We start from the raw sequence: 24994 nt of genomic DNA, 5'->3' as shown, positions 1-24994 counted from the left end.
ATGTTTCCATAGTTTTGTTTCGTTAAAATAAAATTATGCAGCCTGCTGTCCAATTTCAGATGATAGGATAGTTATAGGAGCGGATTGGCGAAAGCTTTTAAAAAACCATGATTCAAAAAGAGAGAATATTAGCAGGAGCGGAGGAGCTTTTTTTTAAAGCGGGGATACGTAGTGTAACCATGGATGATATTGCCAAACATCTGGGCATCTCCAAAAAAACCATTTATGTGTTTTTTAAAGATAAAGATGAAGTGGTAACGGCCCTGGTACATCAAAAACTGCAGGAGGATAAAGACAGGATGTGCGGTATCGTCGAATCGTCGGACAATGTGATGGAAGAACTCATTTTTATGATGAAATGTGCCGAGGAGTTTTTTTCAAAGATCAACCCCATCCTAATACACGATATGCAAAAGTATCATCCCGAGTCGTGGCAACTCTTGCAAAAATTTAAAGCCGAAGTAGTGGTTGATAACCTGACGGATATCTTAACCCGGGGCATTTCTCAGGGCTATATCCGCGAAGGCATAAACCCGCGCATTATGGCGAAAATGCATATGCTGCAAACTGAGGCCGGTTTTAATGCAATCCTGTTCCCGCCCAGCGAGTACAATACCTGGACGGTGCAGATGCAGTTTCTGGAACATTTTTTATACGGGATATGCACCGCCGAAGGATGTGCCATATTAGACGATTACCGGAATATTTATACAACAACAATAAACAAACCTTAATATATTCTACATGAAACATTTATATCTGATAACCGCATGCCTGATATTATATGCAAATATTAGCTTTGCCCAATCAAAACAAACAAGCGGTCCGTACAATTTTAGCCTTGCCGATTGTATTAATTATGCCTATGAACATCAGGATTCTGTTAAAAACGCTACCCTCGATGTAAAGAGCGCTGATTATAAGATCAAGGAAACCATCGGCACTGGTTTGCCCCAGGTAAACGGTACGATTTCTTTCCAGGATTTTCTAAAACCACCGGCATCGGTTGGCCCCGATTTTACCAAATTGGCAACCACGGGAGCCATCGATCAAAATGCACCGTTAGTACAGTTCCCCTTCGGCGCGGTAAAATACAATAATACTTATTCGCTTACGGCGTCGCAATTGCTGTTCAGCGGAACGTTTATTGTTGGATTACAGGCTGTTAAAACGTTCAAAGAACTTTATCAGAGAAGCTTGGTTCGTTCTAAAATTGAAACCAATGTCAACGTTACCAAAGCCTATTACCAGGTATTGGTTAGCGGCGAACAGGTGAAGCTGCTCGACGCCAATATTGCACAGTTAAAACAACAACTCGATCAAACTACAGCATCCAACAAACAAGGTTTTGTTGAGAAGATAGATGTGGACCGTTTGACTGTACAATACGATAACCTGGTTACCAACCGCGAAAACGTGGCCCGGGCTATTACATTGTACATCCAGATGCTTAAATTCCAGATGGGTATGCCTATCGATCAGGAGCTGACGCTGACCGATAAGTTAGAAAACATTAAGCTGGATCAGGATATTGCGCAAAACAGTATCGATACCGGTTTTTACCACAGGCGCATCGAGTACAGCCTGCTCGAAACCAACCTGAAGCTGAATATGCTCGATGTGAAGGATAAAAAAGCTGCCTTTTTACCAAGCGCTTCTTTAAACGGCGGTTATGGCGGAGTTTTCCAGGAAAATCACTTCCGTTACCTGTACGATCATATGTATATGAACAGCTACATCGGTTTGGGTATCAACATCCCTATCTTTAGTGGTTTTCAGCGCAGCTACCAGTTAAAGCAAAGCCAGGTAAACGTACAAAAAGCACAAAACGATCTGGAGAATGCCAAAAACGGCATCGCGTTGCAAGCTGCCGCTGCCCGCATTACATTTTATAACAGTGTCCAGTCGTTAAACAATCAAAAGCGCAGCCGCGAACTTGCCGAAGAGGTTTTGCGGGTATCTAAAATTAAATATCAGCAGGGTGTAGGCTCGAGCATCGAGGTTACACAGGCGCAAACCGGGTTGGAAACTGCCGATACCGATTATATCCAGGCGCTGTACAGTGCGCTGAACAGCAAGGTAGATATGGATAAGGCATATGGTAAAATCAACTAATCATCAATCAAACATAGCTTATATAAACACAATGAAAACAAAAATATTATTGATAAGCGCCGTTGCATTACTGGCCGCTTGCACAAATAAACCCAAAGACCCTAAAGCCGAACTGGCCGATCTGAAAAAACAACAGGCAGATATAACACAGAAAATATCTGACCTTGAGGCCAAGATCGGAACAAAGGACTCAGTCAAATCGACCGATGTTTCGGTAACCGAAATCACCAAAGGCACTTTTACCAATTACGTTCAGCTGCAAGGCCGGATTGATGCCCAGGACAACGTTACAGCCTATGCCCAGGCACCCGGAATGATCACTAATTTATATGTAAAAGCCGGCGATCATGTAACCAAAGGCCAGTTGCTGGCACAATTGGATAACAGCGTTTTAAAACAAAGCATGGCTCAGGCAATGGTAAATATCGGCCTGTTAAAAACAGTTTATGAGCGTCAGAAAAACCTGTGGGATCAGAAAATTGGTACGGAGATCCAGTTTTTGCAAGCACAAAGCAATTTACAAAGCGCCGAAAAGCAATTGGCCGTTTTAAAAGAACAGTCTGATCAGTACCGCATCATTTCGCCGATAAGCGGGACCGTCGATCAAATGGATCTTAAAGTGGGCCAATCAGCATTAATGGGCATCCGTATTGTTAATACCGATAACCTGAAAGTTAAAGCTGATGTTCCGGAGTCGTACTCAAATAGTGTAAATCAGGGTCAGACAGTAAAAGTCATGTTTCCGGATGCTAACGATTCATTGGTAACCAAAGTAACCTTTGCTACCAAAGTCATTGATCCCGGATCGCGCAGTTTTGGGATCGAAATCAAATTACCCGGTAATAAAAAACTCCGTCCGAACATGACTGCCATTATTAAAATTGCCGACTACAGCCACGCCAACGCCGTTGTTATACCTTTAAAAGCAATTCAAAAATCAGAGCAGGGCGATTATGTATTTGTGGAAGTTAATGGTATTGCTAAGCGTAAGCCTGTTAAAGTAGGCACAACGTATGGCAGCCAGTCCGAAATTTTATCTGGTTTAGAACCCGGCGATAAGCTGATCACCGAAGGCGCGTCCGATATCGAGGATGGCGATAAGGTAAAAGTTTCCAAATAAAGTACTCACTTAAACTAAACGATCTGATATGAAAGATCTCGCAAAAGAATTTAAGCCCTCAAGTTGGGCCATCGATAATAAAACGGCGGTATATGTGCTTATTTTCCTGATCACGGTATTGGGTTTGATCAGCTACAATAACCTGCCGAAAGAAAACTTTCCGGATATAGCCCAGTCGAAAGTTTTTATTACGACCATTTACCAGGGGCAATCGCCGCAGAACATCGAGTTGCTGGTAACCCGTCAGATCGAAAAGCAGCTAAAATCGCTTAAAGGTTTGAAAAAAGTTACTTCCAACTCTTCGCAGAACGTATCGTTAATCACGGCTGAATTTAACGCCAATATTGCGATAAAGGATGCCAAGCAGGATGTTAAGGATGCAGTTGATAAAGCCAAGGCCGATCTTCCGCAAAATGACGCTAACCTGAAAGACCCTACCATATCCGATATCAACGTAGCCGATTTACCTATCCTCTATATTAACATTTCGGGCAATTACGATCTGAAAAAGTTAAAGGAGTATGCCGATAACTTAAAAGATGATATTGAAAGCTATAAAGAAATCTCGAAGGTTGAAGAGGTAGGGGCGCTTACGCCCAATATCCAGGTTAACGTCGATCTGAATAAAATGTCGGCTGCGCAGCTGGGGTATGGAGATATCATCCAGGCTATCGGTACCGAAAACATCATCAGTACCGCCGGTAATGTAATTATTGATGGCATGCAGCGCCCGATCGATATCAAACAGGATTTTAAGAGTGCCGATGAAGTAGGAGCTATGATCATTCGCAATCCTGCCGGGAAAGCGGTGTACTTACGCGATATCGCCGAAATCAGGGATGGTTTTAAAGACCAGGAAAGTTATGCCCGTTTAAAAACAAACGATAACCCTGACTTTAAAAATGTAATTACCCTGAACGTAAGTAAACGTGCGGGCGAAAACCTGATCCAGGCTTCTGATAAGATCAATAACCTTATCGTTCAAAAGCAAAAAACTGTTTTCCCCAAAGGGTTGAATATCACCGTAACCGGCGATCAGAGCGATAAAACACGCTCGACACTGAACGACCTGATCAATACTATCGTTATCGGTTTCATACTGGTTACGGTTATCCTCATGTTCTTTATGGGGACGACCAATGCGGTGTTTGTAGCCCTTTCGGTTCCGTTGTCGTGCTTTGTTGCTTTCCTGGTAATGCCGGCCATAGGCTTTACCCTGAACATGATCGTGTTGTTCTCGTTCCTGCTGGCTTTGGGTATCGTGGTTGACGATGCCATTGTAGTTATCGAAAACACGCACCGTATCTTTGCCAATGGCAGGGTACCGATAAAAGAAGCTGCGAAAATAGCTGCCGGCGAGGTATTCCTGCCGGTATTCTCGGGCACCATGACTACTTTGGCGCCATTCATTCCGCTGGCTTTCTGGAACAGCTTGATCGGCCATTTCATGTTCTTCCTGCCTATCACGCTCATCATTACCTTGCTTGCTTCGTTATTGGTTGCCTACATCATGAACCCTGTTTTTGCAGTCGATTTCATGAAACCGCATCACGAGGGCGAACACGACAATCCTAAATTCGATAAAAAGGTTGTCAGGTCGCTCATCGTTTTTGCAGTGGTAGCACTTTTGGGTTACGCTATGAATAAGGGTATCGGTAATTTTGTGGTGTTTGCGGCTTTCCTTTACCTGCTTAACCACTTTTTGTTGCTGCGTATCATTGATGCTTTCCAGAATAATGCCTGGCCAAAATTCCAGTCGTGGTATGCGCGCCGCCTCGAGTGGGCCGTACACAGGCCTATTACCATATTGATCAGCACAATTGTATTATTCATTTTCACTTTTGTGTTTATGGCTATCCGTTCGCCTAAAGTAGAGTTCTTCCCCAACGGCGACCCTAACTTTGTGTATGTATATGTTACTTTGCCTATCGGTACCGACCAGGCCTACACCAACCAGGTTACAGCACAATTGGAAAAACGTGTAGCTAAAGTAGTCGAGCCGGATAAAGACATTGTATCGTCAATTATATCTAACGTAACGGTAAGCGTTACCGACCCGCAGGATGAAGATCAGGGAAAATACCCAAACAAGGGTAAAATAACGGTAGCGTTTGTTGAGTTTGGCAAACGTAACGGTAAGGACACCAAAAAGATACTGGCCAATATCCGCCGCGAGGTACAGGGTGTGCCAGGTGTAAAGATTGCTGTTGCACAAGAGCACGGTGGCCCGCCAACGCAAAAAGATATCAGCCTCGAGATCATCGGAGATAACCTCGACTCGTTGGTGAAAACAGCCGACAGGCTTAAAAAATACATTAATAGCCAGAATATTGCCGGTATCGAAGAACTCACGCCAGATGTGCAGAGCGATAAACCGGAGATCATATTTGATGTCGACCGTGAGCGCGCTAACCGCGAAGGCGTGAATACCAATACGATAACGCAGGCTTTGGGCGCCACGGTTTACGGGGCAAAAGCAGGCGACTTTAAGAATACCAAAGAGGATAACTACGAGATAACCGTTCGCGCCAACGAACAGCAGCGCAACAACATCGATGCTATCCGTAATCTTAAAATGACGTACCGCGATATGGCAATGGGCGGGGCAATACGCCAAGTGCCTATATCAGCTTTTACTGATGTCCGGTTTACCAATACCTATAGCAATATCAAGCGTAAGCAACAAAGGCGCGTAATAACGCTCGGCTCAAATGTGGTACAGCCATATAACGCCAACGATGTTAACGCCAATATATTAAGAGCTATTAAAAGCTTCAAACATGCCGATGATATTACCATCCGTCAGGGTGGCGGGCAGGAAGATCAGGCTGAGGCAGCAACGTTCCTGTTAACCGCGCTGGGCGTATCATTCGGGCTGATCCTGATCATCCTGATGATCCAGTTCAACTCGGTAGGTAAAACGTTTATCATCATCAGCGAAATATTCTTTAGCATTATCGGTGTATTCCTGGGAGTAAGCGTGTGGGGTATGACGATCTCGATCGTAATGACCGGCGTAGGTATCATAGCGCTTGCCGGTGTGGTAGTGCGTAACGGCATACTGCTGGTTGAGTTTACCGATATGCTGATGGAGCAGGGTAACAATTTGCACGATGCGGTTGTTGAAGCAGCCCGTACAAGGATGACGCCGGTATTGTTAACCGCAACTGCTGCCATCTGTGGTTTGATACCCCTGGCTGTTGGTTTCAATATCGATTTTGTGGGCTTATTTACAGAATTTAAACCACATATCTATTTCGGTGGTGATAACGTTGCATTCTGGGGGCCACTTTCGTGGACCATGATATTCGGCTTAGGCTTTGCAACCATCATTACACTTATCCTGGTGCCATGTATGTACATCATCCGTGTACACATGAAAAACTGGTTTAAAAAATTATTTGGTGGCCATACTCCCGAAGTCAAAAAAGAAGAGCTGAAACCAGAGATGGCATAAGCTTGTTCTGAGCATAAGGGTAAAAATCCCTGCAAATTACCTTTGCAGGGATTTTTTTTGCAATCAATAAGTTGTGACACAAAAAAACCGCTGCGAATTTCACAGCGGTTTTTGATTTCTTTCCAGAAAAAGGTCGATTACATTTTTTTCTTGGTAGTGTCAGCCATTTTCATTTTGGCAGTGTCTTTTTTGGTAGTGTCTTTCTTAGTGCTGTCAGCAGCCATTTTAGCAGCAGAGTCAGCTTTAGCAGTTGAGTCGGCAGCCGAAGTTGATTTTTTGCCCGAGCAAGAAGCGAAAGAAACAGCTAAAGCCAAAGCTAAAGCACCTAATTTGATTGAATTTTTCATTTTTTTTGTTTTAAAGTGATTAATAGTTACCGCTTAATACCCAAAATAAAAAAAGGTAACCCAATCATTTGAAAAAAAATGAAAAGATTACCTTTTTACTGTTAATACTTTAAAAATTACATTTTCTTTTTAGCAGTATCGACCGGTTTTTTTGAAGTATCTGGCGGAGGAAGGGTTGTAGTGCCACTGTCTTTTGCAGCTTTAACAGTAGTGTCACCTGTAGCAGAAGATTTTTTGCCCTCGCAAGAAGCAAAAGAAACGGCTAAAGCCAGAGCCAAAGCGCCTAATTTGATCGATTTTTTCATTTTTTAAGTTTTTAATTGTGATTAATTATTATTTAATACACATTGATGTTAAAAGGTAACCCAATTATATCGCTTGATAATACAGCCAATAAAAAAGGGTAAACAAAAATTTGTCTACCCTTTTTTAATTCTGTAAGATCAGAATTACATTTTTTTCTTAGTAGTATCAGCCATTTTCATTTTGCTGGTGTCGTGTTTTGCGGTATCCGGGTGTGGTTTGGTAGCGGTGTCCGGGCTGGTTTTAGCTGTCGAATCGGTAGCTGAAGTTGATTTTGAACCCGAGCAAGAAGCAAAAGAAACAGCTAAAGCCAAAGCTAAAGCGCCTAATTTTAGTGTGTTTTTCATTTTTTTTTAATTGTGATTAGTTTAAACTTTAATGCTTAAATATAGGAGTTTAGTATCAAAAAGAAAAAAAACGCTGTAAATTTTAAAAATAATACATAAAAAAAGGCTGAACAGATATATCTGTTCAGCCTTTTAATTAATCACTTAAAAAAATGAATTACATTTTTTTAGTAGTGTCTTTTTTAGTAGTGTCGGCTTTTACGCTGTCAACTTTAACAGTCGAATCTTTTTTAACAACGGTTGAATCAACAGTCGAAGCTGATTTATTACCACCGCAAGCTGCAAAAGCTACAGCTACTACTAAAGCTACTGCGCCTAATTTGATTGAGTTTTTCATTGGATTGCTCGTTATTTAATTAATAATTTAACCTTAATACCCAATTCTTAAAAAGGTAACCTTGTATTTAACTACTTTTTTTAATTTTTTTACTTATGAAGAGAATCAATTGAAAATGACGGCTTTATATTCATACCAGGCAGCATTGCACCTGATGTTGACAAAATATACTGGCATTAACGTTCGTTTTTTGTTTTTTTTGAACCTGGCGACTCTTCATTATTTAAAAATTATTGGGTTACCATTTGGTATAAAGCGTATTAAGAGTGAATAAGAATACAAATATTTTAGCACCAACCGACAACGAAGCTATTTTAGGCATACTTAACAATTCGGAAAGTATGCTCAAACGCATATATATAGCCTACTTTCCGATGGTGCTCCAATTAATTATCAGTAATAACGGTAACGAAGACGAGGCTAAGGATATTTATCAGGAAGCTATTATCGTTCTTTATAATAAGGTTAAATCGGGTAACTTTGAGTTAAGTAGCAAGTTAAAAACTTATATTTACTCAATCTGCCGAAGGCTTTGGTTAAAACGTTTGAACCAGATGAGCAAATACGGAGGTGATATCCACGATTTTCAGGAATACCTGCCCGTTGATGAAGACCTGGTATCGCACGAAGAGAGGGATATTCAATTTGATAAAATGGAAGGCGCCCTGCGCGAGCTGGGCGAACCTTGTAAAACCATTATTGAAGATTTTTATATCAAGAACAGATCTATGCAGGAGATCTGCGAAAAATTTGGCTATACCAATGCTGATAATGCCAAAACCCAGAAGTATAAATGCCTGCAAAGGCTGAAAAAATTGTTTTTTCAGCAAAAGTAAACAGGAGAGATTGAAATGAGCGACATTGAATTATTATCGGTTATCGAACGGTATTTGAACGGCGAAATGAACGCCGACGAACGCGCCCGCTTCGAAATGCTGCGCCATGATAACCCGGCCGTAGACAGTCGTGTTATTGAACACCAGCAATTTACCGAGAGGCTGAAACAATATGGCGAGCGGGTTGAGTTTGAAGGCATGCTGAACGCCATCCATAACGAAATTGATGTGCAGGCGCTTAAAGATGAGTTCGTGCATCATCCTTCGCTTATCGTACGCATCTGGCGCAATCATCATTCAAAAATATCGCTGGCGGCTTCAGTTGCCATATTTGCGGTTTTAAGCGCCTTGTTTGTAACAGGTTACTTTAAATCGCTTAAACAGGATGATGCTTATATCAACTTAAAGAAGGATGTTGAAAGGATAAAACAAACCAATAAAAGTTTTGCAACTTCTATCAGCCATATTAATAACCATAACCAGGGTGCACCAAGCAACTATGCCGGCGTGGGTACCGGTTTTGCTTTGTCGCCCGATGGCTATATCGCAACTAACTTTCACGTTGTACAAGGTGCGGATTCTGTTTACGTTCAAAATGCAAACGGCGAGGGTTACCATGCTAAAATTGTTTCTGTCGATCCTGCTTCTGATCTTGCTGTGCTTAAAATCACCGATGGCTCGTTTAAATCATTAGGCACTTTGCCTTATGGCTTTAAGAAAGGTAAATCAAGCTTAGGAGAAGATTTGTTTACTATCGGTTATTCGAAAAATGATGCCGACGAACCTGTTTACAATAAAGGCTATTTGAGCTCCGCAAACGGACTAAAAGGCGACACCTTAAAATATCAGTTAGCCTCGATGGATGTTAACTTTGGGAATAGTGGCGGACCGCTGCTTGACAGTAAAGGTAATGTGGTAGGGGTGATCAGTAATAAAATTGAAGGAGCTTCTTATGCTGTTAAATCAAAATATTTATTAAAAGCGGTTCAGTCCGATTCGCTGATCAATAAATTGTCTTTAAATACAAAAAGCCGTATAGCTAACTTAAGCCGTACCCAACAGATAGATAAGGTGCAGAACTATATTTTTATGGTTAAGGTGTATAACCGGTAAACACTTTCAAAAATACGGTATTAATAAAAAGCCTTAGCTGTTTATCAGCTAAGGCTTTTTTGTTTTAGAACGTGTTTTTATCTTGCTTCTTAACTCTTGCTTCTTGATTCTATTCTCACCGGTCCACTTCTCCCAAAACAAAATCTATCGAACCAACGATGGCAATCAGATCAGCTATCATTACACCTTGCGCCATGGCGGGGAGTACCGAAAGGTTGTTAAAACTCGGCCCGCGCGATTTTACGCGGAATGGTATCTCGCTTTTACCATCGGCAACAAAATAAAAACCCAGTTCGCCTTTAGGGTTTTCAGCGCGCACATAAAAATCCTGTGCTTTTGGTGTGATTTTGCGCGGTAGCCTGGCACGCGGGTCAAAATCCGGTGTGCGTTTTAGTTCTTTTGTGAGACGGTCAAGACATTGTTCTATAATTTTTACAGATTGCTCTATCTCATCAACCCTTACCTTATACCTGTCCCAGCAATCGCCAACGCTGCCCATCAACCCGGTGCCCACAGGTACGTCAAACTCCAGTTCCGGGTAAACCGAGTAACCGTCGATGCGTCTCAGATCGTACTTTAGTCCCGATCCGCGAAGCATCGGGCCACTGCAACCATAGTTAATAGCTACATCAAGCGGGAGCACGCCCACGTTAGCAGTGCGGTTTATAAATACTTGATTATCAGTAAGTAATTTGTTTAGTTCAATCATCTTGGGCTTAAAATAGGTGATGAACTCAGCGCAACGTTCTTCAAAACCTACGGGCAAATCGTAAAATAAACCGCCCACCCAAATATAATTATACAGCATACGCGAACCCGAGGCCCATTCCAGCATCCCCATAATGTGCTCACGATCGCGGAAGCACCACAAAAATGGCGTAAAAGCGCCGATGTCGATCCCATAAGTGCCAATAGCGATCAGGTGCGATGCAATACGGTTCAATTCGCAAACTAAAACCCGGATGTATTCAATCCTTTTTGGGATGTCGTGGTCAATGCCCATCATCCGTTCAACACCCATTACAAACGCGTGGCTGTTATTCATCGATGCCAGGTAGTCCATCCGGTCGGTAAAAGGGATGGTTTGCTGGTATGTGAGCGACTCGGCATGCTTTTCAAAACAGCGGTGCAGGTAGCCGATGTGTGGGATAACCTCGCGTACTATCTCGCCGTCGGTAATCAGCTCCAGGCGTAAAACCCCGTGGGTAGACGGGTGCTGCGGCCCCATGTTGAGTACCATTTCGCCGGCATTTACGCTGGCAATCTTTTCGCGATAATTATCTAAGGCCCGGGTGTATTTCATGCTATGGATGTGGCTGCTAAAATCGGTATAAAAACTTTTAAATAAAATTAAAAATAGCTGTAAGGATACCACTTCGTTACCGACTAACTATCTTTATATAACTATCACCTTTAAATCTGTATTAATGACCGATGATGTTGTAGCGACTGATCCGCGCCGATGGGTGGGTACGTATGCTGATTATTTATACGCTTTTGCACGTAAACGGATTGATGATGACGAACTGGTTCGAGACCTGGTGCAGGAAACTTTTTTGGCCGCCTTGCAGCGGGCGCACACTTTTGAGGGCAAAAGCTCCGAGCGCACCTGGCTTACGGCCATCCTGAAAAACAAAATTATAGATGTGTACCGCAAAAAATCATCGGTAGTTGTATCGTCTGACGTAGTGAACGCCGAACGTGAGCAAAGCGATTTTTTTGGCGAGGATGGCCACTGGAATAAAGAGCACCGCCCGGTGGCTTTTGGCATTGAAGGCCACCAGGCCTTAGAAAATAAAGAGCTGAACCATATTTTAAAGCAGTGTATGGAAAAGTTGCCCGCCCTGTGGCTGGCTGTTTTTACAATGAAGCATATCGACGATGAATCGTCCGAGACGATATGCACGCAACTAAAGGTCAGCGCTTCAAATTTTTGGGTAATTATTCACCGTACCAAGTTAAACCTGCGGGCCTGCCTGCAAAAAAACTGGCTTTAAGAAAGGAATGTGAAATGAATACTTTAAAAAAAATAGTTTACAACTGCCGCCAGGCAACCTTGCTGATGGAGAAGCGCGAATTTGTAAAGCTTAGCTTCCGCGAGGTCATCGAGTTGCGGATACATCTGTACCGTTGTAACGTGTGCAAGCTGTATGGCCAGCAAACACGCATCATCAATAGCATGGTGCAGCATATCTTTAAAAACCAGCAATACAGGCTCGACGATAGTTTTAAACGCGAACTGCAAAACCGGATTGATGAAGAGCTAAATAAAAAATAAATGTTGTAAGGTTGTTAAATCGGGTCCGACTAAGTTGAAAATAAACTAATCACTTAAAAAAGGATCAAGATGAAAATCAACAACAGTATCAAATCTATTTTTTCGGCAGCAGTTATTGCACTTGCAGTTACAACAGTAAATGTAAATGCTGCATCAATCAGTCATACAGCAACGTCCGACACTTCAAAAATGGCAAAAGACAAAATGAAGATGGATAAAATGAAAATGGACAAGATGAAGAAAGGAAAAATGGACAAGATGAAGATGGACAAAATGAAAAAAGACAGCACGTCGAAGATGTCATCAAAAATGTCATCGAAGATGTAAAACTTTTTTTGCAGAAAGAAAAGGGCAATGCCCCACTGAGGCCGGAAGTATATACTTCCGGCTTTTTTTTTTGCTAAAAGTTAATGTTGAAAGTGTTTTTATTCTCGCACATGACAAAGGTACTGTGGGTGCTGCCTATACTGGTCACCGATCCAAGTTTGTTAAAAACAAAATCCTGGTAATGCTTCATGTCTTTCGCATAAACTTTGAGCAAAAAGTCGAAATCTCCCGAAATGTTGTAGCATTCCACAACCTCCTGCAACCTGAGAATATCACTAACAAATTCATTTCCGATAAATTTATCGTGTTGTTTCAATTTAATATTAACAAACACGATCAGGCCATAGTTGAGTTTTTCCGCATCGATCAGGGCAATGTATTTTTTGATATAACCATTGCTTTTCAGTTTTTTAACCCGTTCGAAAACCGGGGTATGTGAAAGATTCACTCTCGTTGCAAGTTCTTTAATGGTAATCTCAGAATCTTCGCCAAGCAACCTTAGTAATTGCTTGTCAGTGTCATCAAGTTCGTCCATAGGATAATTGTCTTTTAAACCACAGATTAATATCTCTTTTAAGTGTATTAGTCTATAATAACGTGTAAATGTAGATTAATTTATTGATATTTTGATGTTAAATAAGTTATTAAATCTATATATATAGCTTTGCTCAGTATTCAGTCACTTAGTGGGCTGGGGCAAAGAAAGTTCTTACTATACTTTATCAACCGGAAAAGGTTCTCTCATAAGTACAATACTTTGGGAGATTAAAAGGGAACCATGTGTAAATCATGGGCTGTCGCGCAACTGTGAGTAGGGTAAAAGTTTCGGCCATTAATGTCCACTGGGTGCTAAGTGCACCTGGAAAGGAGGGCCGGAATACTATAAGCCAGGATACCAGCCTGTTTCCGGAAGGACAATGCTTTCGCGAAAAAAGCAAATGGTCTGCGCTGATAAAATGCAGCAGAAGGTATATTCTGTCTGACTATCAGCATCTGCCTTTTTCTTCTGACACGGTCGTATTGCGAAGTTTAGCCAAAGCGCTTTTAACAGATTTATTCATTTAATCACTAAAAGAAAATGCTAACGCAAAACCTGGGGTACCCACGGATAGGTACCCACCGCGAACTTAAAAAAGCCTGCGAACAGTACTGGGCAGAAAAAATGAGCCGTATTGACCTTTTCGCAGTTGCGCGCAGTATCCGCGCTGCAAACTGGAAAACTCAGCAGGATGCGGGTATCGATCTGATCCCGTGTAACGATTTCAGCTTTTACGACCAGGTGCTCGATACATCGCTGATGCTTGGTGCTGTCCCGAAAAGGTATTCACCTGTTTTGAGCCGGGATAACGGGAAGCACGAGATCGACCTGTACTTTGCCATGGCGCGGGGTTATCAGAGGGATGGCCTCGACATCACCGCCATGGAAATGACCAAATGGTTTGATACCAACTATCACTACATCGTACCCGAATTTACTGCCGACCAGCAGTTTAAGATTTTCTCCGAAAAGGTTTTTGAAGAGTTTAACTTCGGCCGGCAGGTATTAGGCGTTGTACCCAAGCCTGTGCTGTTGGGGCCGGTATCGTACCTGTTACTGGGCAAAGAAAAAGAAGCGGGCTTTGATAAGATCGATCTGATCAAAAGATTGGTGCCGGTTTATGTCGATATACTTAAACGCCTGAAAGTGCAGGGGGCAGTTTGGGTACAATTAGACGAACCGTTTTTAGCGCTCGACCTGTCGCCCAAAGAAAAAGAGGCCTACAAACAGGCTTATGCCGAGATCAGGAAACAATGCCCGCAATTGAATATCCTGTTGGCTACCTATTTCGAAAGCTTGCATGAGAACACTGAACTGGCAGTGCAATTGCCGGTTGACGCCCTGCATATCGACCTGGTACGAGCGCCTGATCAGCTAGATAATGTGCTTCGTCTGGCTCCACCGACACTCAGCATTTCATTAGGTGTAGTAGACGGCCGCAACATCTGGAAAAATGATTACATCCGCTCGATTGCGCATATCAAAAAGGCTATAGCAGTTATCGGCAGGGACAGGGTAATCATAAGCCCGAGCTGTTCATTGCTGCACACACCGGTTGATCTTGCGTTGGAAACAGGTATAGAACCCGAAATTAAAAACTGGATGGCCTTTGCCAGGCAAAAGCTCAACGAGGTTAACGAACTGAACGAGATACTCGCACATAATAACAACGGCCTTTTACAGGATAACCTGAAAGCGGTATCCGGCCGTAATTTATCCAAACTGATACATAAACCGGCAGTTAAACAACGTGTAGATGCAATTACCGATGCCGATGCCAATCGCACAAGTGTTTTCGTGAACCGCCAGCAGATACAGCGCGGGAGGTTTAAATTGCCCTTGTTCCCGACTACAACTATCGGCTCATTTCCGCAAACGGATGATATACGCCAGTTGCGTGCCAGGCTTAAAAAAGGCGAGATCACACAGCAGCAGTACGATGATCAGATAGCTGAGGCAACTATCAGCGCTATCCGCTGGCAGGAGCAGATCGGAATCGATGTATTGGTGCATGGCGAGTTTGAGCGTAACGATATGGTGGAATACTTTGGCGAACGTCTCGACGGCTTTTTGTTTACTAAAAACGGATGGGTGCAAAGCTATGGCAGCCGTTGTGTAAAGCCACCGGTTATCTACGGCGATGTCAACCGTCCGGCGGATATGACGGTTTATTGGAGCAAATTTGCGCAGGCCAATACCAAAAAGTTAATGAAAGGCATGCTCACCGGCCCGGTGACGATCTTACAATGGTCGTTTGTGCGCGATGACCAGCCACGGTCGGAAACTACCTATCAGCTAGCTTTAGCTATCCGGGATGAGGTTGTTGCGCTCGAAGAAGCGGGCATCAAAGTTATCCAGATCGATGAACCTGCCATCCGCGAGGGCTTGCCTTTACGCAAAGCCGATTGGGCGAAATACCTCGATTGGGCGGTTAAAGCTTTCCGCATCTCGGCAGGCGGAGTGAAAGACGAAACCCAGATACATACCCACATGTGCTACAGCGAGTTTAATGATATTATCGAGCATATAGCAGCTATGGACGCCGATGTAATCACCATCGAAACATCCCGTTCGCAAATGGAGTTGCTGGAAGCTTTCGCCGGTTTTAAATACCCGGCCGAGATCGGCCCTGGGGTGTATGATATCCATTCGCCCCGCGTGCCTACTGTGCACGAGATGGTTAGCCTGCTTAAAAAGGCAGCCGACCTGTTGCCTGCAGGCAATATCTGGGTTAACCCCGATTGCGGTTTAAAAACCCGCAAATGGCCCGAAACCCAAACTGCTCTGATCAATATGGTGCAGGCCGCGAAAGATGCACGGGAGATATTTGCCGAACAACCAGTTTAATTATCCCGATACCTGGGCCGTGCGGTGTTGCTGTACGGCCTTTTTTTGTTAACATTGTCGCCATTGTCGGTGTCCTCACCGACAATGATTACCACCCGTAAACAATTCTAAAACCAACCAGCCTCATCGCGGTTAATACTCTTAAAATCAAAGAAATGGAAAAGCACGTGGTAAAGGTGTTACAAACTAATTTTGTAACACATAACGTAAAACATTTTGTTGTCGAAAAGCCTCAAGGTTATACTTTCATATCCGGGCAGGCGACTGATGTATCGATCAACAAGCCAGATTGGGATAACGAACTTCGGCCATTCACTTTTACGTCGTTAAACGACTGGGAAAACCTTGAGTTTACCATCAAAATATATACCGACCATAATGGTGTTACTCATCAGTTGCTGAATGTGAACGCCGGCGATGAACTGTTGCTGCACGAGGTTTTTGGTACGATCCATTATCAGCAATCCGGTTTGTTCATTGCAGGCGGGGCAGGCATAACACCTTTTATTTCTATTTTGCGACAGTTAAAAGTTCAAAACAAGCTCCCCGGCAATACTTTGCTGTTTGCCAACCATAGCGAAGCCGATATTATTTTACGCGATGAACTGAAGGCCATGCTGGGCGATAGGCTGATCAACGTCATCAACCATCCCACAACTCCGGGAGCTACGCCTCAAACCATCAATAAAGAGTTGCTATCCAAATATGTGAGCAAGGAAAACCATAACTACTATGTTTGCGGCCCTGATAAATTTACCGGGCAGGTAATCAGCGACCTGAAAGAGTTAGGCGTTAAGGAAGATCAGATTATTTACGAGCACTAACAAGCTGTGTAATACTCTTCTTTTTCGCTTGTATGTATCCGGATAACACCTGAAAGTGCGAGGTTTACAATGATACGCTGCGCTCCCCTGCGGGTCATTTTAATTAGCTTACAATACTCCTGGATGTTGATTCGTTCATTCGTATCCAGATATTCCAGCAGTGCTTTTTCCTTGTTTGAGTATTCGATTAATACACCTTCTTCCTGCGTCGAGCGTTTCAAAACGTCGACCACTATTTTACTGGCCAGCACGCTTTTATCTTTAACCCTGATGTATACCCACCATTTGCCGTCTTCGGCAAGAGCATAATGAGGTTTTTCATCGCTGGGCTTAATGTCTACCACCAGTACCAGCTTATCGTCAACATAAATCTCTTCAAAGGTAGGCTCAAGAGCCGGACGGGCGAATAAATGTGCCGCCCGCGTGATCATGTAGCGCTCCTCGTCTTCTGATTTGACGCCCTTGATCGTGCCGTCATCATAAACACCGATCAGCAGCCGCCCGCCTTTGTTATTGGCGAACGACACCATGGTACGGGCTATCTTTTCACAGCTCGTAATGGTTTTTTTGAAATCCAGAGATACACTTTCGCCTTCCGATATCAGTTTTTTGATGTTCATTTTGCACCTCCATTTATGATTGATTAACGGTTGTTTGATAAGGTTGATAGATTTGCATCCAAATCTCCGGCTTATCTACCGGGGTAAAGCCAAACTGAGCGTACAGGCTGTGGGCATCACGTGTTGCCAAGCTCCATCTGCGCAACCCTTCCAGTTCGGGATGTTGGGTGATGGTTTGCACCAGCCATTTTGATAAACCCTGCCTGCGGTATTCTTCAAGGATAAACACATCGGCCAAATAACCAAACGTGGCTTTGTCGGTGATCATCCTTGCAAAGCCGATCTGTTTTTTATTGTGGTAAACGCCAAAACACATCGAATTGGCTATTGCCCTGCGCAAGCGTTCTGCAGGTACCCCTTTGGCCCAATACGATTCCTGGTCGAGGTAGTTATAAATAACGTCAAAGTCGAGGAGATTCTTATCGGTGGATATCAGGAAGCCTTTCGCGAAAAAATGGCTATCGTTAATTACAGTAGACATTGCGGGTAGTATTACTATGCTAAGTTAACGATAAGCATCAACTTTACGGTATCATCGCACTTAACAACTTATTAACAAATGGCATTTAACCAACACTTAGTACGCAATTGTGCTCTTTTCGTCGGTATACAGGTTTCTAACGTATACTTCATTTATTAGTGATACACAGTGCAGGCCGTTCTTATCGTACATTTCAACAGGGAAGGCTTTTACATATTTACCCACTGTTTTTAAGATATGCTCAGCCTCGGCAATTTCTTCTTCGCTGATGCTTATCCTGAAATACAGGTTGGTACGGCCGGGTTTTAAATATTGTATCTGTGCCGATTTCAACCACACACGAACCTTAAACCCGCGGCGTTGTAAAATCTGATCGAACAACAAAGCATAAAACGGATCTGCAGCAGCAAAAATCGTCCCGCCAAATATGGAGTGATTGTAGTTTTTATTCAGAAAGCTCTTGCTTACTTTAACCTCAACACTGGTAAAACCCTTACCGAATTTTTGTACCCAGATGCGCTGCGACAGCAGGGGCGGATATAGGCGCATGGCCCATTTTAAAACTCGTTCGGATACTACCATTGATCAGATGTGTGGATTAATTAATGTGCAAATATAGAGATGTGCAGATGAGTAAATGTGCAGATGTGCAAATTATGATACTAATGCGATGAAGCGGAAATCATTTGCACATTAAAAGGCCACGCTCCACACCTGTACCAGTTTATCATCGCTAACCGAAACCAGCTTTGTCCCCTCATCAAACCAGGCCAGTTTATTGACAGACAGGCGATGAATAGGGTAGCCTTTTTCCCGGCTGATATTTTTATAGAGCTTAAAATCGTCCGATCCCCAGATCTTGATGCTTTTATCCATACTGGCGGTCGCAAAATAAGGCTCGACAGGGTGGAAGGCAATGTGATTTACAGCGAAAAGGTGCGCGGGAATGTTTTTGATCTCCTCGTATGTTGCGCTGTCCCAAATCTTAACCTGGGCATCACGCGCGCCTGATGCAAGGTAACTTCCGTCGGGCGAATAAGCTAATGCAAATACAGCCATGCTGTGCCCGGGAACAACTTTGATCAGGCTATAATCCTCAGCATCATATATCCGGATCATGTTATCGCGGCAGGCAAAGGCTATTTGCTTTTCATCCGGTGTGATAGCGATCGCCCTGATCGTGTCGTGCGATACCTTAATGCTGTGCAAAAAGCTCAGATCGTTCAGGTTCCATATCGAAACCGTACCGTCCTCTGATGCGATGAGTAATTCTTTTTTGCCCTTCAGCGATTTGATATCGAATACCGGCTTTAAATGAAGTTTTAAAGAGGGCAGGAGCTGCTGCTTAATAAAATCGAACACCAATACCTCGCCGCTGCGCAAACCGGCAAATAACAAAGGAAAATCGGCAGTGCCATGCACCGCATAGATCGATGCCCTTACCGGGAACATCACCTTGATAAACGAATTGGTATTCAAACTCCATTCTACCAGGCCTTTATCATTACCGCCGGTAAACAGAATACCCGGCTTCTGCGAAAGCTCCAAAGTAAATATAGGGTTGCTATGACCGGATAGCTCGGCTATTTTTTCGATGTGCATAGATCAGTCCATAGTTGATAGTCCATGGTCCATAGATCGACTATCAATTTTGTAAATATAAGTTCTTTTTTCCATGGTCTATGGACTATTGACCATGGACTGCCAAAGAGTAATCCCAGGCTGCTTTGGTTATCCGTGCCATTACGTCTTCCCGGGTTGGTAAATCCACAGTAGAGTTGCTCACAAATATAGCGATCACCAGGTGTTTGCCATTAGGTAAGGTAATAATGCCTACATCATTTGTAGCTGCAGTAATACCCTGGTCGTTAGTGCCTGAGCGACCGGTTTTATGTGCGACGATGGTACCTGCAGGCAGCAACCCTTTAATTTGTTTTGGCCCGGTGCTGGTCTCCTGCATGATCTTCCACAGGTAAGCATGGCTCTCTTTCGATAAGAAATTAGGCTTGTTGGCGATGTCGAGCAGGCGGGCCATTTCAAAAGCGGTCGTCCAGTTGGTGTACTGTACATCCCAACCTTGCGCCATCTGGAATTCGGTAGCCTTTACGGCGATGTTTTTTACGCCGAAGCTGTGCATAAAATTCTCAACATGTGCAGTTCCGCCAATCTCTTTTAGCAAGATATCGCAGGCGTTATTGTCGCTTAGCGAAACCATATAGCTCAGTAACTCTCGTATACTGATATCGATATTTCCCTGCGGGAATTTATCGCGCAGCGGGCTATAAGTATCCGGTTTAAGATCGTCTTTTTCAATGTGTACTTTCTCATCCAACGTAAAACGGCCTTCGTCGATGTCATTCAAAACGGTTATCGCTATCGGGAACTTCATTACGCTTTGCATCGGCATGTGCAGGCGACCGTTGTAAGATAAGGTATCACGCGTCTCCACATTCATCATACAAAACCCTACCGTACCTTTGGCATCCTGAGCTATGGTAGCGATGATATTTCGTAGCGAATCAGCCTGTTGAGCAAAACTTGCAGACGCACATATCAACAAAAAGAATAGGATAGAAGCGATCTTGGTTCTCATAATAAAAACTATGGACTATCGACCAATGGCTATGGACTATTTATGTCTCGATTCCAGGTTTTTGGCAATTGTTTCGAGGCTTAAATTCTTTTCGCGCAATAAAACCAACAGGTGAAACACCAGGTCGCTGGCTTCATTGATCAGGTCGGTTTCGCTTTCGGCAAGCGCGGCTATTACCGTTTCAACTCCCTCTTCTCCAACTTTTTGCGCTATCTTATTTAAACCTTTACTGCGCATTTTGTTAACGTAGCTGCCTTCCTGCGGGTTGGTGTAGCGGTCTTCAATAATGTTTTGCAGCTCGAATATAAAGTTGTGATTATACCCGGTATTGAAACAACTGCGCGACCCGGTGTGGCAGGTTGGCCCGTCGGCTTTAACTTTGATCAGCAGCGTATCGTTATCGCAATCCAAAGCGATGTTTTTTACATGCAAAAAGTTGTTGCTGGTTTCGCCTTTGGTCCACAAGCGGTTTTTCGAACGCGAAAAAAAGGTAACTATTTTATCCTGAACAGTTTTGTCATAGGCTTCCTGGTTCATATAACCCAGCATCAGCACCTCTAAAGTCTGCTCATCCTGGATGATTACAGGCACTAAACCATCGGTTTTACTAAAGTCGATGCCCCCCGACCCCCTAAAGGGGGAGTTAGCAGGCGTATCGGTTATGGTCATAATATTTTAAGTTAAATTTATGCAAATCAAAAACTCCCCCTTTAGGGGGCTGGGGGGCTAATTCTTACTTCAATTCCCTTGTCTTTCAACACATTTTTCAAATCCGGTATCAATATCTCACCGTAGTGAAACACCGAAGCAGCCAAAGCAGCATCAACATTTGCCTGCTCAAACACATCCACAAAATGCTGTACATTACCTGCGCCGCCTGACGCTATTACCGGGACGTGCACTGCATTATTTATAGTTTTGAGGAAACTGCAATCGAAGCCCGCTTTGGTACCGTCGTGATCCATCGAGGTTAGCAGTATTTCACCGGCGCCACGGCTTTCGGCTTCCAATATCCAGTCAAAAGTTTCTTTTTCTGTCGGGATACGGCCGCCGTTTAAATGAACAATGTTCTTTCCTTCGTTATGGCGGGTATCCACAGCCACAACCACAAATTGTACCCCGAACGCATTAGCCAGTTCGTCGATCAAAGCAGGGTTACGCACCGCAGCCGAATTGATGGATATTTTATCTGCGCCGGCATTTAAAAGCGCGTCTGCATCGGAAATTTCATTAATACCGCCGCCAATAGTGAAGGGGATATTGATATTACGCGCAACAGCTTTTACCAGCTCTACCATTGTTTTACGGCGTTCGTGTGTGGCTGTTATATCCAAAAAAACCAATTCATCTGCGCCTTGTTGCGAGTATTGCCAGGCCAGTTCAACCGGGTCGCCGGCATCACGCAGGTCGACGAAGTTTACACCTTTTACCGTGCGGCCATCTTTAACATCAAGGCAGGGGATGATTCGCTTGGCTAACCCCCCCCGCCCCCTAAAGGGGAGGCCTATATTTTCTTTAATTGTATTCAATACGTTTTCAATTTGATTAAGTACCTCATAGTTTGTAAAGCGAATGACCTTTATACCCTTACTTTCTAAAAAATTTTGTCTTACAGCATCATTAGCTAAAACATCGGGTTCAAGATGAATGCTGCCATCAATCTCAACTATTAATTTATGCGCATGGCAATAAAAATCTGCAATGTAATCATTAATTGGATGTTGCCTCCTGAATTTTGCACCTAATTGCCCACCGCTTAAATATCCCCAGAGAATTAATTCAGTATGTGTTAAATTGTCTCTTAATTGCTTAGCATTCCCAAATATCAGGTTGTTTGCACCAAGAAACATATCCTTTTTCATTTAAGTATGCTAGTCAAAAGTCTCGCCTTTAGGGGGCGGAGGGGGTTATATGGATATTAATGATTGCAGATTCCAGTTCTTGATCTCTTCGATGCTGATCTTGCCTTCATAAATAGCTTTGCCTACCACGCACGATTCTACCTTGATCTTCGACAGTTCCTCCACATCTTTCATCGAGCTTACACCGCCCGAGGCGATCAGTTTGATAAAAGGAGAGTGGTCGAGCAGCTTTTCGTATAATTCGATACCTGCACCGCCTAATTTTCCGTCTTTATTGATATCGGTACATAAAAAGCGGAAGAAGCCCAGGTTTAAACATTTATCAACGTAATCCATCAGTTTGATCGGCGAACTTTCCATCCAGCCCGAGTATTTGATCACTTCATCGAGCACATCAATAGCCACAACAACCCTGTCAGAGCATTTTGAGCTTCCACAGATAGCTTTGCTCAATTGCGGTAAAAAATCGGGGTTGGTAATGGCCTGCGTACCGACAATAACGCGGTGAATACCGGCGTCTATCAGTTCCTGCACCTTTTCGATGCTGCGCACACCACCGCCATATTGCACTTTCATATCTGTTTTGCGGATGATGTTGAACAGGTACTCCTGATTGGTAAAGTCGCTTTTGGCACCATTCAGGTCAATAACGTGGATATACTGCGTGCCTTGCGACTGGTATTTCTCGATCATTTCTTCGAGCGTAACCTCGTATTGGGTTACCTGCTCATAATCACCCTCACGTAGCCTTACTACTTTTTTGTCGAGGATGTCGATTGCGGGAATTATGTACATGACAGTTATTTAAAGGTTTGCAAAGTTAGTTAAAAGTTGTTCTCCAAAAGTGCCCGATTTTTCAGGATGGAATTGTACGCCGTAAAAATTGTCTTTGTGGATAGATGCCGAAAACTTCAGGCTGTAATCCGTCACTCCCAGGCTATATAACGGGTTGTATTCGATGTAATAAGAGTGTACAAAATAAAAGTGCGCTCCATCGGGTATGTTTTTAAACAAGGGGTTTTCCTTATCGGGATGAACACGGTTCCAACCGGTGTGCGGTACTTTGTATTCGGCGCTGTCGGCAAAACGCAGGGTTTTAACCGGGATGATATCCAGCAGGTCAGAATCGCCTTCTTCTGAATATTCGGTGAGTAATTGCATACCTACACAAATACCCAGGGTTGGTTTTTTTAAAGCTTTGATGGCTGGTACCAAACCGGTATTGGTCAGTTTATCCATAGCAGCACCTGCATGGCCCACGCCTGGAATAATGTAACGGTCGTATTGCTCAAAATCGGCTTCGTTGTGTATCATACCGTATTTGATCCCCAGCCTGTCCAAAGCCGAAGTGAGCGAAAATATATTGCCTGCACCGTAGTAAACTATACCTATCATTTTGTTTTGGATGAAAGATTAAGGAACAAGGAATAAAGATGAAAATCCAGTCGGGGTCTTTTATCTTTGTTCCTTGTTCTTTGTTCGGTTTTACAACACACCCTTCGTACTTGGTAAAACCATGTTATTTACATCGCGCCTCACGGCCATTTTTATGGCTTTGGCAAAGGCCTTAAATATAGCTTCTATTTTGTGATGTTCGTTTTGCCCTTCGGCTTTAATGTTCAGGTTGCATTTAGCCGCATCGCTGAAGGATTTAAAGAAATGGTAGAACATCTCCGTCGGCATTTCACCGATTTTTTCTCGTTTAAATTCGGCATCCCAAACCAGCCAGTTTCTGCCGCCAAAATCGAGTGCCACCTGTGCCAGGCAATCGTCCATCGGCAGGCAAAAGCCATAACGCTCAATACCGCGTTTGTTGCCTAATGCGGTTAAAAATGCTTCGCCTAAAGCAATGCCGGTATCTTCAATAGTATGATGCTCGTCGATATGCAGGTCGCCTTTTGCCGTAATTTCTATATCAATGTTGCCGTGGCGTGCTATCTGATCCAACATATGATCGAAGAAATGCAAACCTGTGCTCACTTTCGCATCGCCTTTGCCATCCAGATTCAATTTAATAAAAATATCGGTCTCTTTTGTTTCGCGACGGTGTTCGGTAACACGTTCGCCCAGCTTTAAAAACTCGTATATCTTTTTCCAGTCGGGTGTCTCTAAAGCAACTACCGGGGTTAGTTCGGCTTTTTGCTGATCTGTAAATTCGTGCGTACCCAAATCAGGATTGTTGTTCAGCCAGATCGCTTTTCCGCCTAAATTCTTCGCCAGCAGTACATCGTTCATCCGGTCGCCAATTACAAACGAACCGGCCAGATCGTAAATTGTAGCGTCAAAATACTTTGTGAGCAAAGCAGTGCCCGGCTTGCGGGTAGGGGCATTGTCTTTAGCGAAAGTGCGGTCGATAACCATATCACTAAACTCAACGCCTTCGTTTTTTAGCGTTTGCAGGATAAAGTTCTGCACCGGCCAAAAAGTATCTTCGGGGTACGACGATGTGCCCAGCCCATCCTGGTTGCTCACCATCACCAGTTCAAAATCGAGTTCTTTGGCAATCTTAGGCAGATATTGTAATGCTTCGGGATAAAAAACCAGTTTAGCGAACGAGTCGATCTGCTCGTCTTCCGGTTCTTTGATCAGAGTGCCGTCGCGATCTATAAAAAGTATACGTTTGAGTTTGTTCATGCTTAGGATACTAAA

Annotated in this window: 27 protein-coding genes, 1 pseudogene and 1 riboswitch; of the genes and pseudogenes, 11 read left to right on the top strand and 17 right to left on the bottom strand. The window is 43.5% G+C overall.

What is annotated here, in order from left to right:
- Positions 1–107: 107 nt before the first annotated feature.
- Genes BEL04_RS04790 through BEL04_RS04775 form a run of 4 tightly spaced genes read left to right on the top strand, consistent with a single transcriptional unit; the run spans position 108 to position 6692 of the window.
- Positions 108–734 carry a TetR/AcrR family transcriptional regulator gene (locus tag BEL04_RS04790; RefSeq protein WP_066000766.1) on the top strand — a complete coding sequence of 209 codons (627 nt, stop codon included), beginning with the start codon at positions 108–110 and terminating at the stop codon, positions 732–734.
- Between the two features lie 10 nt (positions 735–744).
- Positions 745–2115 (top strand): TolC family protein, encoded by a 1371-nt coding sequence (locus BEL04_RS04785; protein WP_066000764.1) that lies wholly within the window; start codon positions 745–747, stop codon positions 2113–2115.
- Positions 2116–2146: 31 nt separating this feature from the next.
- Positions 2147–3235, top strand: a complete 1089-nt coding sequence (locus BEL04_RS04780) for an efflux RND transporter periplasmic adaptor subunit (RefSeq protein ID WP_066000761.1) — start codon at positions 2147–2149, stop codon at positions 3233–3235.
- 28 nt (positions 3236–3263) lie between these two features.
- Positions 3264–6692 (top strand): efflux RND transporter permease subunit, encoded by a 3429-nt coding sequence (locus BEL04_RS04775; RefSeq protein ID WP_066000759.1) that lies wholly within the window; start codon positions 3264–3266, stop codon positions 6690–6692.
- 137 nt (positions 6693–6829) lie between these two features.
- On the opposite strand, the gene BEL04_RS23820 is transcribed toward BEL04_RS04775, so the two are convergent.
- The 4 genes from BEL04_RS23820 to BEL04_RS04755 form a co-directional block, all read right to left on the bottom strand.
- Entirely contained in the window at positions 6830–7039 is a 210-nt protein-coding gene (locus tag BEL04_RS23820; protein ID WP_083227762.1) for a hypothetical protein, read from the bottom strand.
- Between the two features lie 116 nt (positions 7040–7155).
- The gene (locus BEL04_RS04765) at positions 7156–7344 is read right to left on the bottom strand and encodes a hypothetical protein (protein WP_066000755.1); all 189 of its coding nucleotides are present in this window, start codon (positions 7342–7344) and stop codon (positions 7156–7158) included.
- A gap of 144 nt (positions 7345–7488) precedes the next feature.
- Positions 7489–7689, bottom strand: coding sequence for a hypothetical protein (locus BEL04_RS04760; RefSeq protein WP_066000752.1), 201 nt, complete (start codon positions 7687–7689; stop codon positions 7489–7491).
- A 157-nt stretch (positions 7690–7846) separates the two neighbouring features.
- Entirely contained in the window at positions 7847–8026 is a 180-nt protein-coding gene (locus tag BEL04_RS04755; RefSeq protein ID WP_066000749.1) for a hypothetical protein, read from the bottom strand.
- 266 nt (positions 8027–8292) lie between these two features.
- Here BEL04_RS04755 and BEL04_RS04745 point away from each other — a divergent pair, with 266 nt between their 5' ends.
- Both BEL04_RS04745 and BEL04_RS04740 read left to right on the top strand, forming a co-directional pair.
- Positions 8293–8862 carry an RNA polymerase sigma factor gene (locus BEL04_RS04745; RefSeq protein WP_066000745.1) on the top strand — a complete coding sequence of 190 codons (570 nt, stop codon included), beginning with the start codon at positions 8293–8295 and terminating at the stop codon, positions 8860–8862.
- A 15-nt stretch (positions 8863–8877) separates the two neighbouring features.
- Complete coding sequence (locus tag BEL04_RS04740) at positions 8878–9975, top strand: S1C family serine protease (RefSeq protein WP_066000743.1); 1098 nt, start codon at positions 8878–8880, stop codon at positions 9973–9975.
- Between the two features lie 115 nt (positions 9976–10090).
- Here the strand turns inward: BEL04_RS04740 and BEL04_RS04735 are convergent, their stop codons facing one another.
- Positions 10091–11278, bottom strand: coding sequence for an NADH-quinone oxidoreductase subunit D (locus tag BEL04_RS04735; protein WP_139112917.1), 1188 nt, complete (start codon positions 11276–11278; stop codon positions 10091–10093).
- Positions 11279–11402: 124 nt separating this feature from the next.
- Between BEL04_RS04735 and BEL04_RS04730 the strand changes: the two genes are divergently transcribed.
- The 3 genes from BEL04_RS04730 (at position 11403) to BEL04_RS04720 (ending at position 12580) form a co-directional block, all read left to right on the top strand.
- Positions 11403–11972, top strand: coding sequence for a sigma-70 family RNA polymerase sigma factor (locus tag BEL04_RS04730; protein WP_066000741.1), 570 nt, complete (start codon positions 11403–11405; stop codon positions 11970–11972).
- A gap of 14 nt (positions 11973–11986) precedes the next feature.
- Positions 11987–12253 carry a hypothetical protein gene (locus BEL04_RS04725; RefSeq protein WP_066000738.1) on the top strand — a complete coding sequence of 89 codons (267 nt, stop codon included), beginning with the start codon at positions 11987–11989 and terminating at the stop codon, positions 12251–12253.
- Between the two features lie 69 nt (positions 12254–12322).
- Positions 12323–12580 (top strand): hypothetical protein, encoded by a 258-nt coding sequence (locus BEL04_RS04720; RefSeq protein WP_066000736.1) that lies wholly within the window; start codon positions 12323–12325, stop codon positions 12578–12580.
- Positions 12581–12653: 73 nt separating this feature from the next.
- Here the strand turns inward: BEL04_RS04720 and BEL04_RS04715 are convergent, their stop codons facing one another.
- Complete coding sequence (locus BEL04_RS04715) at positions 12654–13115, bottom strand: Lrp/AsnC family transcriptional regulator (protein ID WP_066000733.1); 462 nt, start codon at positions 13113–13115, stop codon at positions 12654–12656.
- Between the two features lie 181 nt (positions 13116–13296).
- A riboswitch (cobalamin riboswitch) is annotated at positions 13297–13499 on the top strand.
- Between the two features lie 159 nt (positions 13500–13658).
- On the opposite strand from BEL04_RS04715, the gene metE reads away from it, so the two are divergent.
- Positions 13659–15965: a 5-methyltetrahydropteroyltriglutamate--homocysteine S-methyltransferase gene (metE, locus tag BEL04_RS04710; protein ID WP_066000731.1), complete on the top strand. Its 2307-nt coding sequence runs from the start codon at positions 13659–13661 to the stop codon at positions 15963–15965.
- Between the two features lie 155 nt (positions 15966–16120).
- The gene (locus BEL04_RS04705) at positions 16121–16789 is read left to right on the top strand and encodes a hypothetical protein (RefSeq protein ID WP_066000729.1); all 669 of its coding nucleotides are present in this window, start codon (positions 16121–16123) and stop codon (positions 16787–16789) included.
- Here the strand turns inward: BEL04_RS04705 and BEL04_RS04700 are convergent.
- The 11 genes and pseudogenes from BEL04_RS04700 to hisB all read right to left on the bottom strand — a co-directional run bounded on the left by BEL04_RS04700 (position 16786) and on the right by hisB (position 24979).
- Positions 16786–17409, bottom strand: coding sequence for a helix-turn-helix domain-containing protein (locus BEL04_RS04700; RefSeq protein WP_066000727.1), 624 nt, complete (start codon positions 17407–17409; stop codon positions 16786–16788). The two genes, BEL04_RS04705 and BEL04_RS04700, sit on opposite strands and share 4 nt — an antisense overlap.
- Positions 17410–17422: 13 nt before the next feature.
- Positions 17423–17890 (bottom strand): GNAT family N-acetyltransferase, encoded by a 468-nt coding sequence (locus BEL04_RS04695; protein WP_066000725.1) that lies wholly within the window; start codon positions 17888–17890, stop codon positions 17423–17425.
- Between the two features lie 96 nt (positions 17891–17986).
- Positions 17987–18472, bottom strand: a complete 486-nt coding sequence (locus BEL04_RS04690; RefSeq protein WP_066000723.1) for a DUF4442 domain-containing protein — start codon at positions 18470–18472, stop codon at positions 17987–17989.
- Positions 18473–18583: 111 nt separating this feature from the next.
- Complete coding sequence (locus BEL04_RS04685) at positions 18584–19492, bottom strand: WD40 repeat domain-containing protein (protein WP_066000721.1); 909 nt, start codon at positions 19490–19492, stop codon at positions 18584–18586.
- 85 nt (positions 19493–19577) lie between these two features.
- Positions 19578–20483 (bottom strand): class A beta-lactamase, subclass A2, encoded by a 906-nt coding sequence (gene bla / locus BEL04_RS04680; RefSeq protein ID WP_066000718.1) that lies wholly within the window; start codon positions 20481–20483, stop codon positions 19578–19580.
- A gap of 36 nt (positions 20484–20519) precedes the next feature.
- Complete coding sequence (hisIE, locus tag BEL04_RS04675; RefSeq protein ID WP_066000716.1) at positions 20520–21152, bottom strand: bifunctional phosphoribosyl-AMP cyclohydrolase/phosphoribosyl-ATP diphosphatase HisIE; 633 nt, start codon at positions 21150–21152, stop codon at positions 20520–20522.
- 41 nt (positions 21153–21193) lie between these two features.
- Positions 21194–21991 (bottom strand): imidazole glycerol phosphate synthase subunit HisF, encoded by a 798-nt coding sequence (gene hisF / locus BEL04_RS04670; RefSeq protein WP_066003464.1) that lies wholly within the window; start codon positions 21989–21991, stop codon positions 21194–21196.
- Positions 21992–22003: 12 nt separating this feature from the next.
- A pseudogene (locus BEL04_RS24565) lies at positions 22004–22333 on the bottom strand (endonuclease domain-containing protein); the annotation flags it as partial.
- A gap of 57 nt (positions 22334–22390) precedes the next feature.
- The gene (gene hisA / locus BEL04_RS04665) at positions 22391–23140 is read right to left on the bottom strand and encodes a 1-(5-phosphoribosyl)-5-[(5-phosphoribosylamino)methylideneamino]imidazole-4-carboxamide isomerase (protein WP_066000714.1); all 750 of its coding nucleotides are present in this window, start codon (positions 23138–23140) and stop codon (positions 22391–22393) included.
- 9 nt (positions 23141–23149) lie between these two features.
- Positions 23150–23740, bottom strand: coding sequence for an imidazole glycerol phosphate synthase subunit HisH (gene hisH, locus BEL04_RS04660; RefSeq protein ID WP_066000712.1), 591 nt, complete (start codon positions 23738–23740; stop codon positions 23150–23152).
- Between the two features lie 90 nt (positions 23741–23830).
- Positions 23831–24979 (bottom strand): bifunctional histidinol-phosphatase/imidazoleglycerol-phosphate dehydratase HisB, encoded by a 1149-nt coding sequence (gene hisB, locus BEL04_RS04655; RefSeq protein WP_066000711.1) that lies wholly within the window; start codon positions 24977–24979, stop codon positions 23831–23833.
- Positions 24980–24994: the final 15 nt, after the last annotated feature.

The organism is Mucilaginibacter sp. PPCGB 2223, from assembly GCF_001705515.1.
In the GTDB taxonomy this organism is placed as follows: Bacteria; Bacteroidota; Bacteroidia; order Sphingobacteriales; family Sphingobacteriaceae; genus Mucilaginibacter.
The sequence above is the reverse complement of the archived record's forward strand: the minus strand, read 5'-3'. Positions and strand labels throughout refer to the sequence as shown.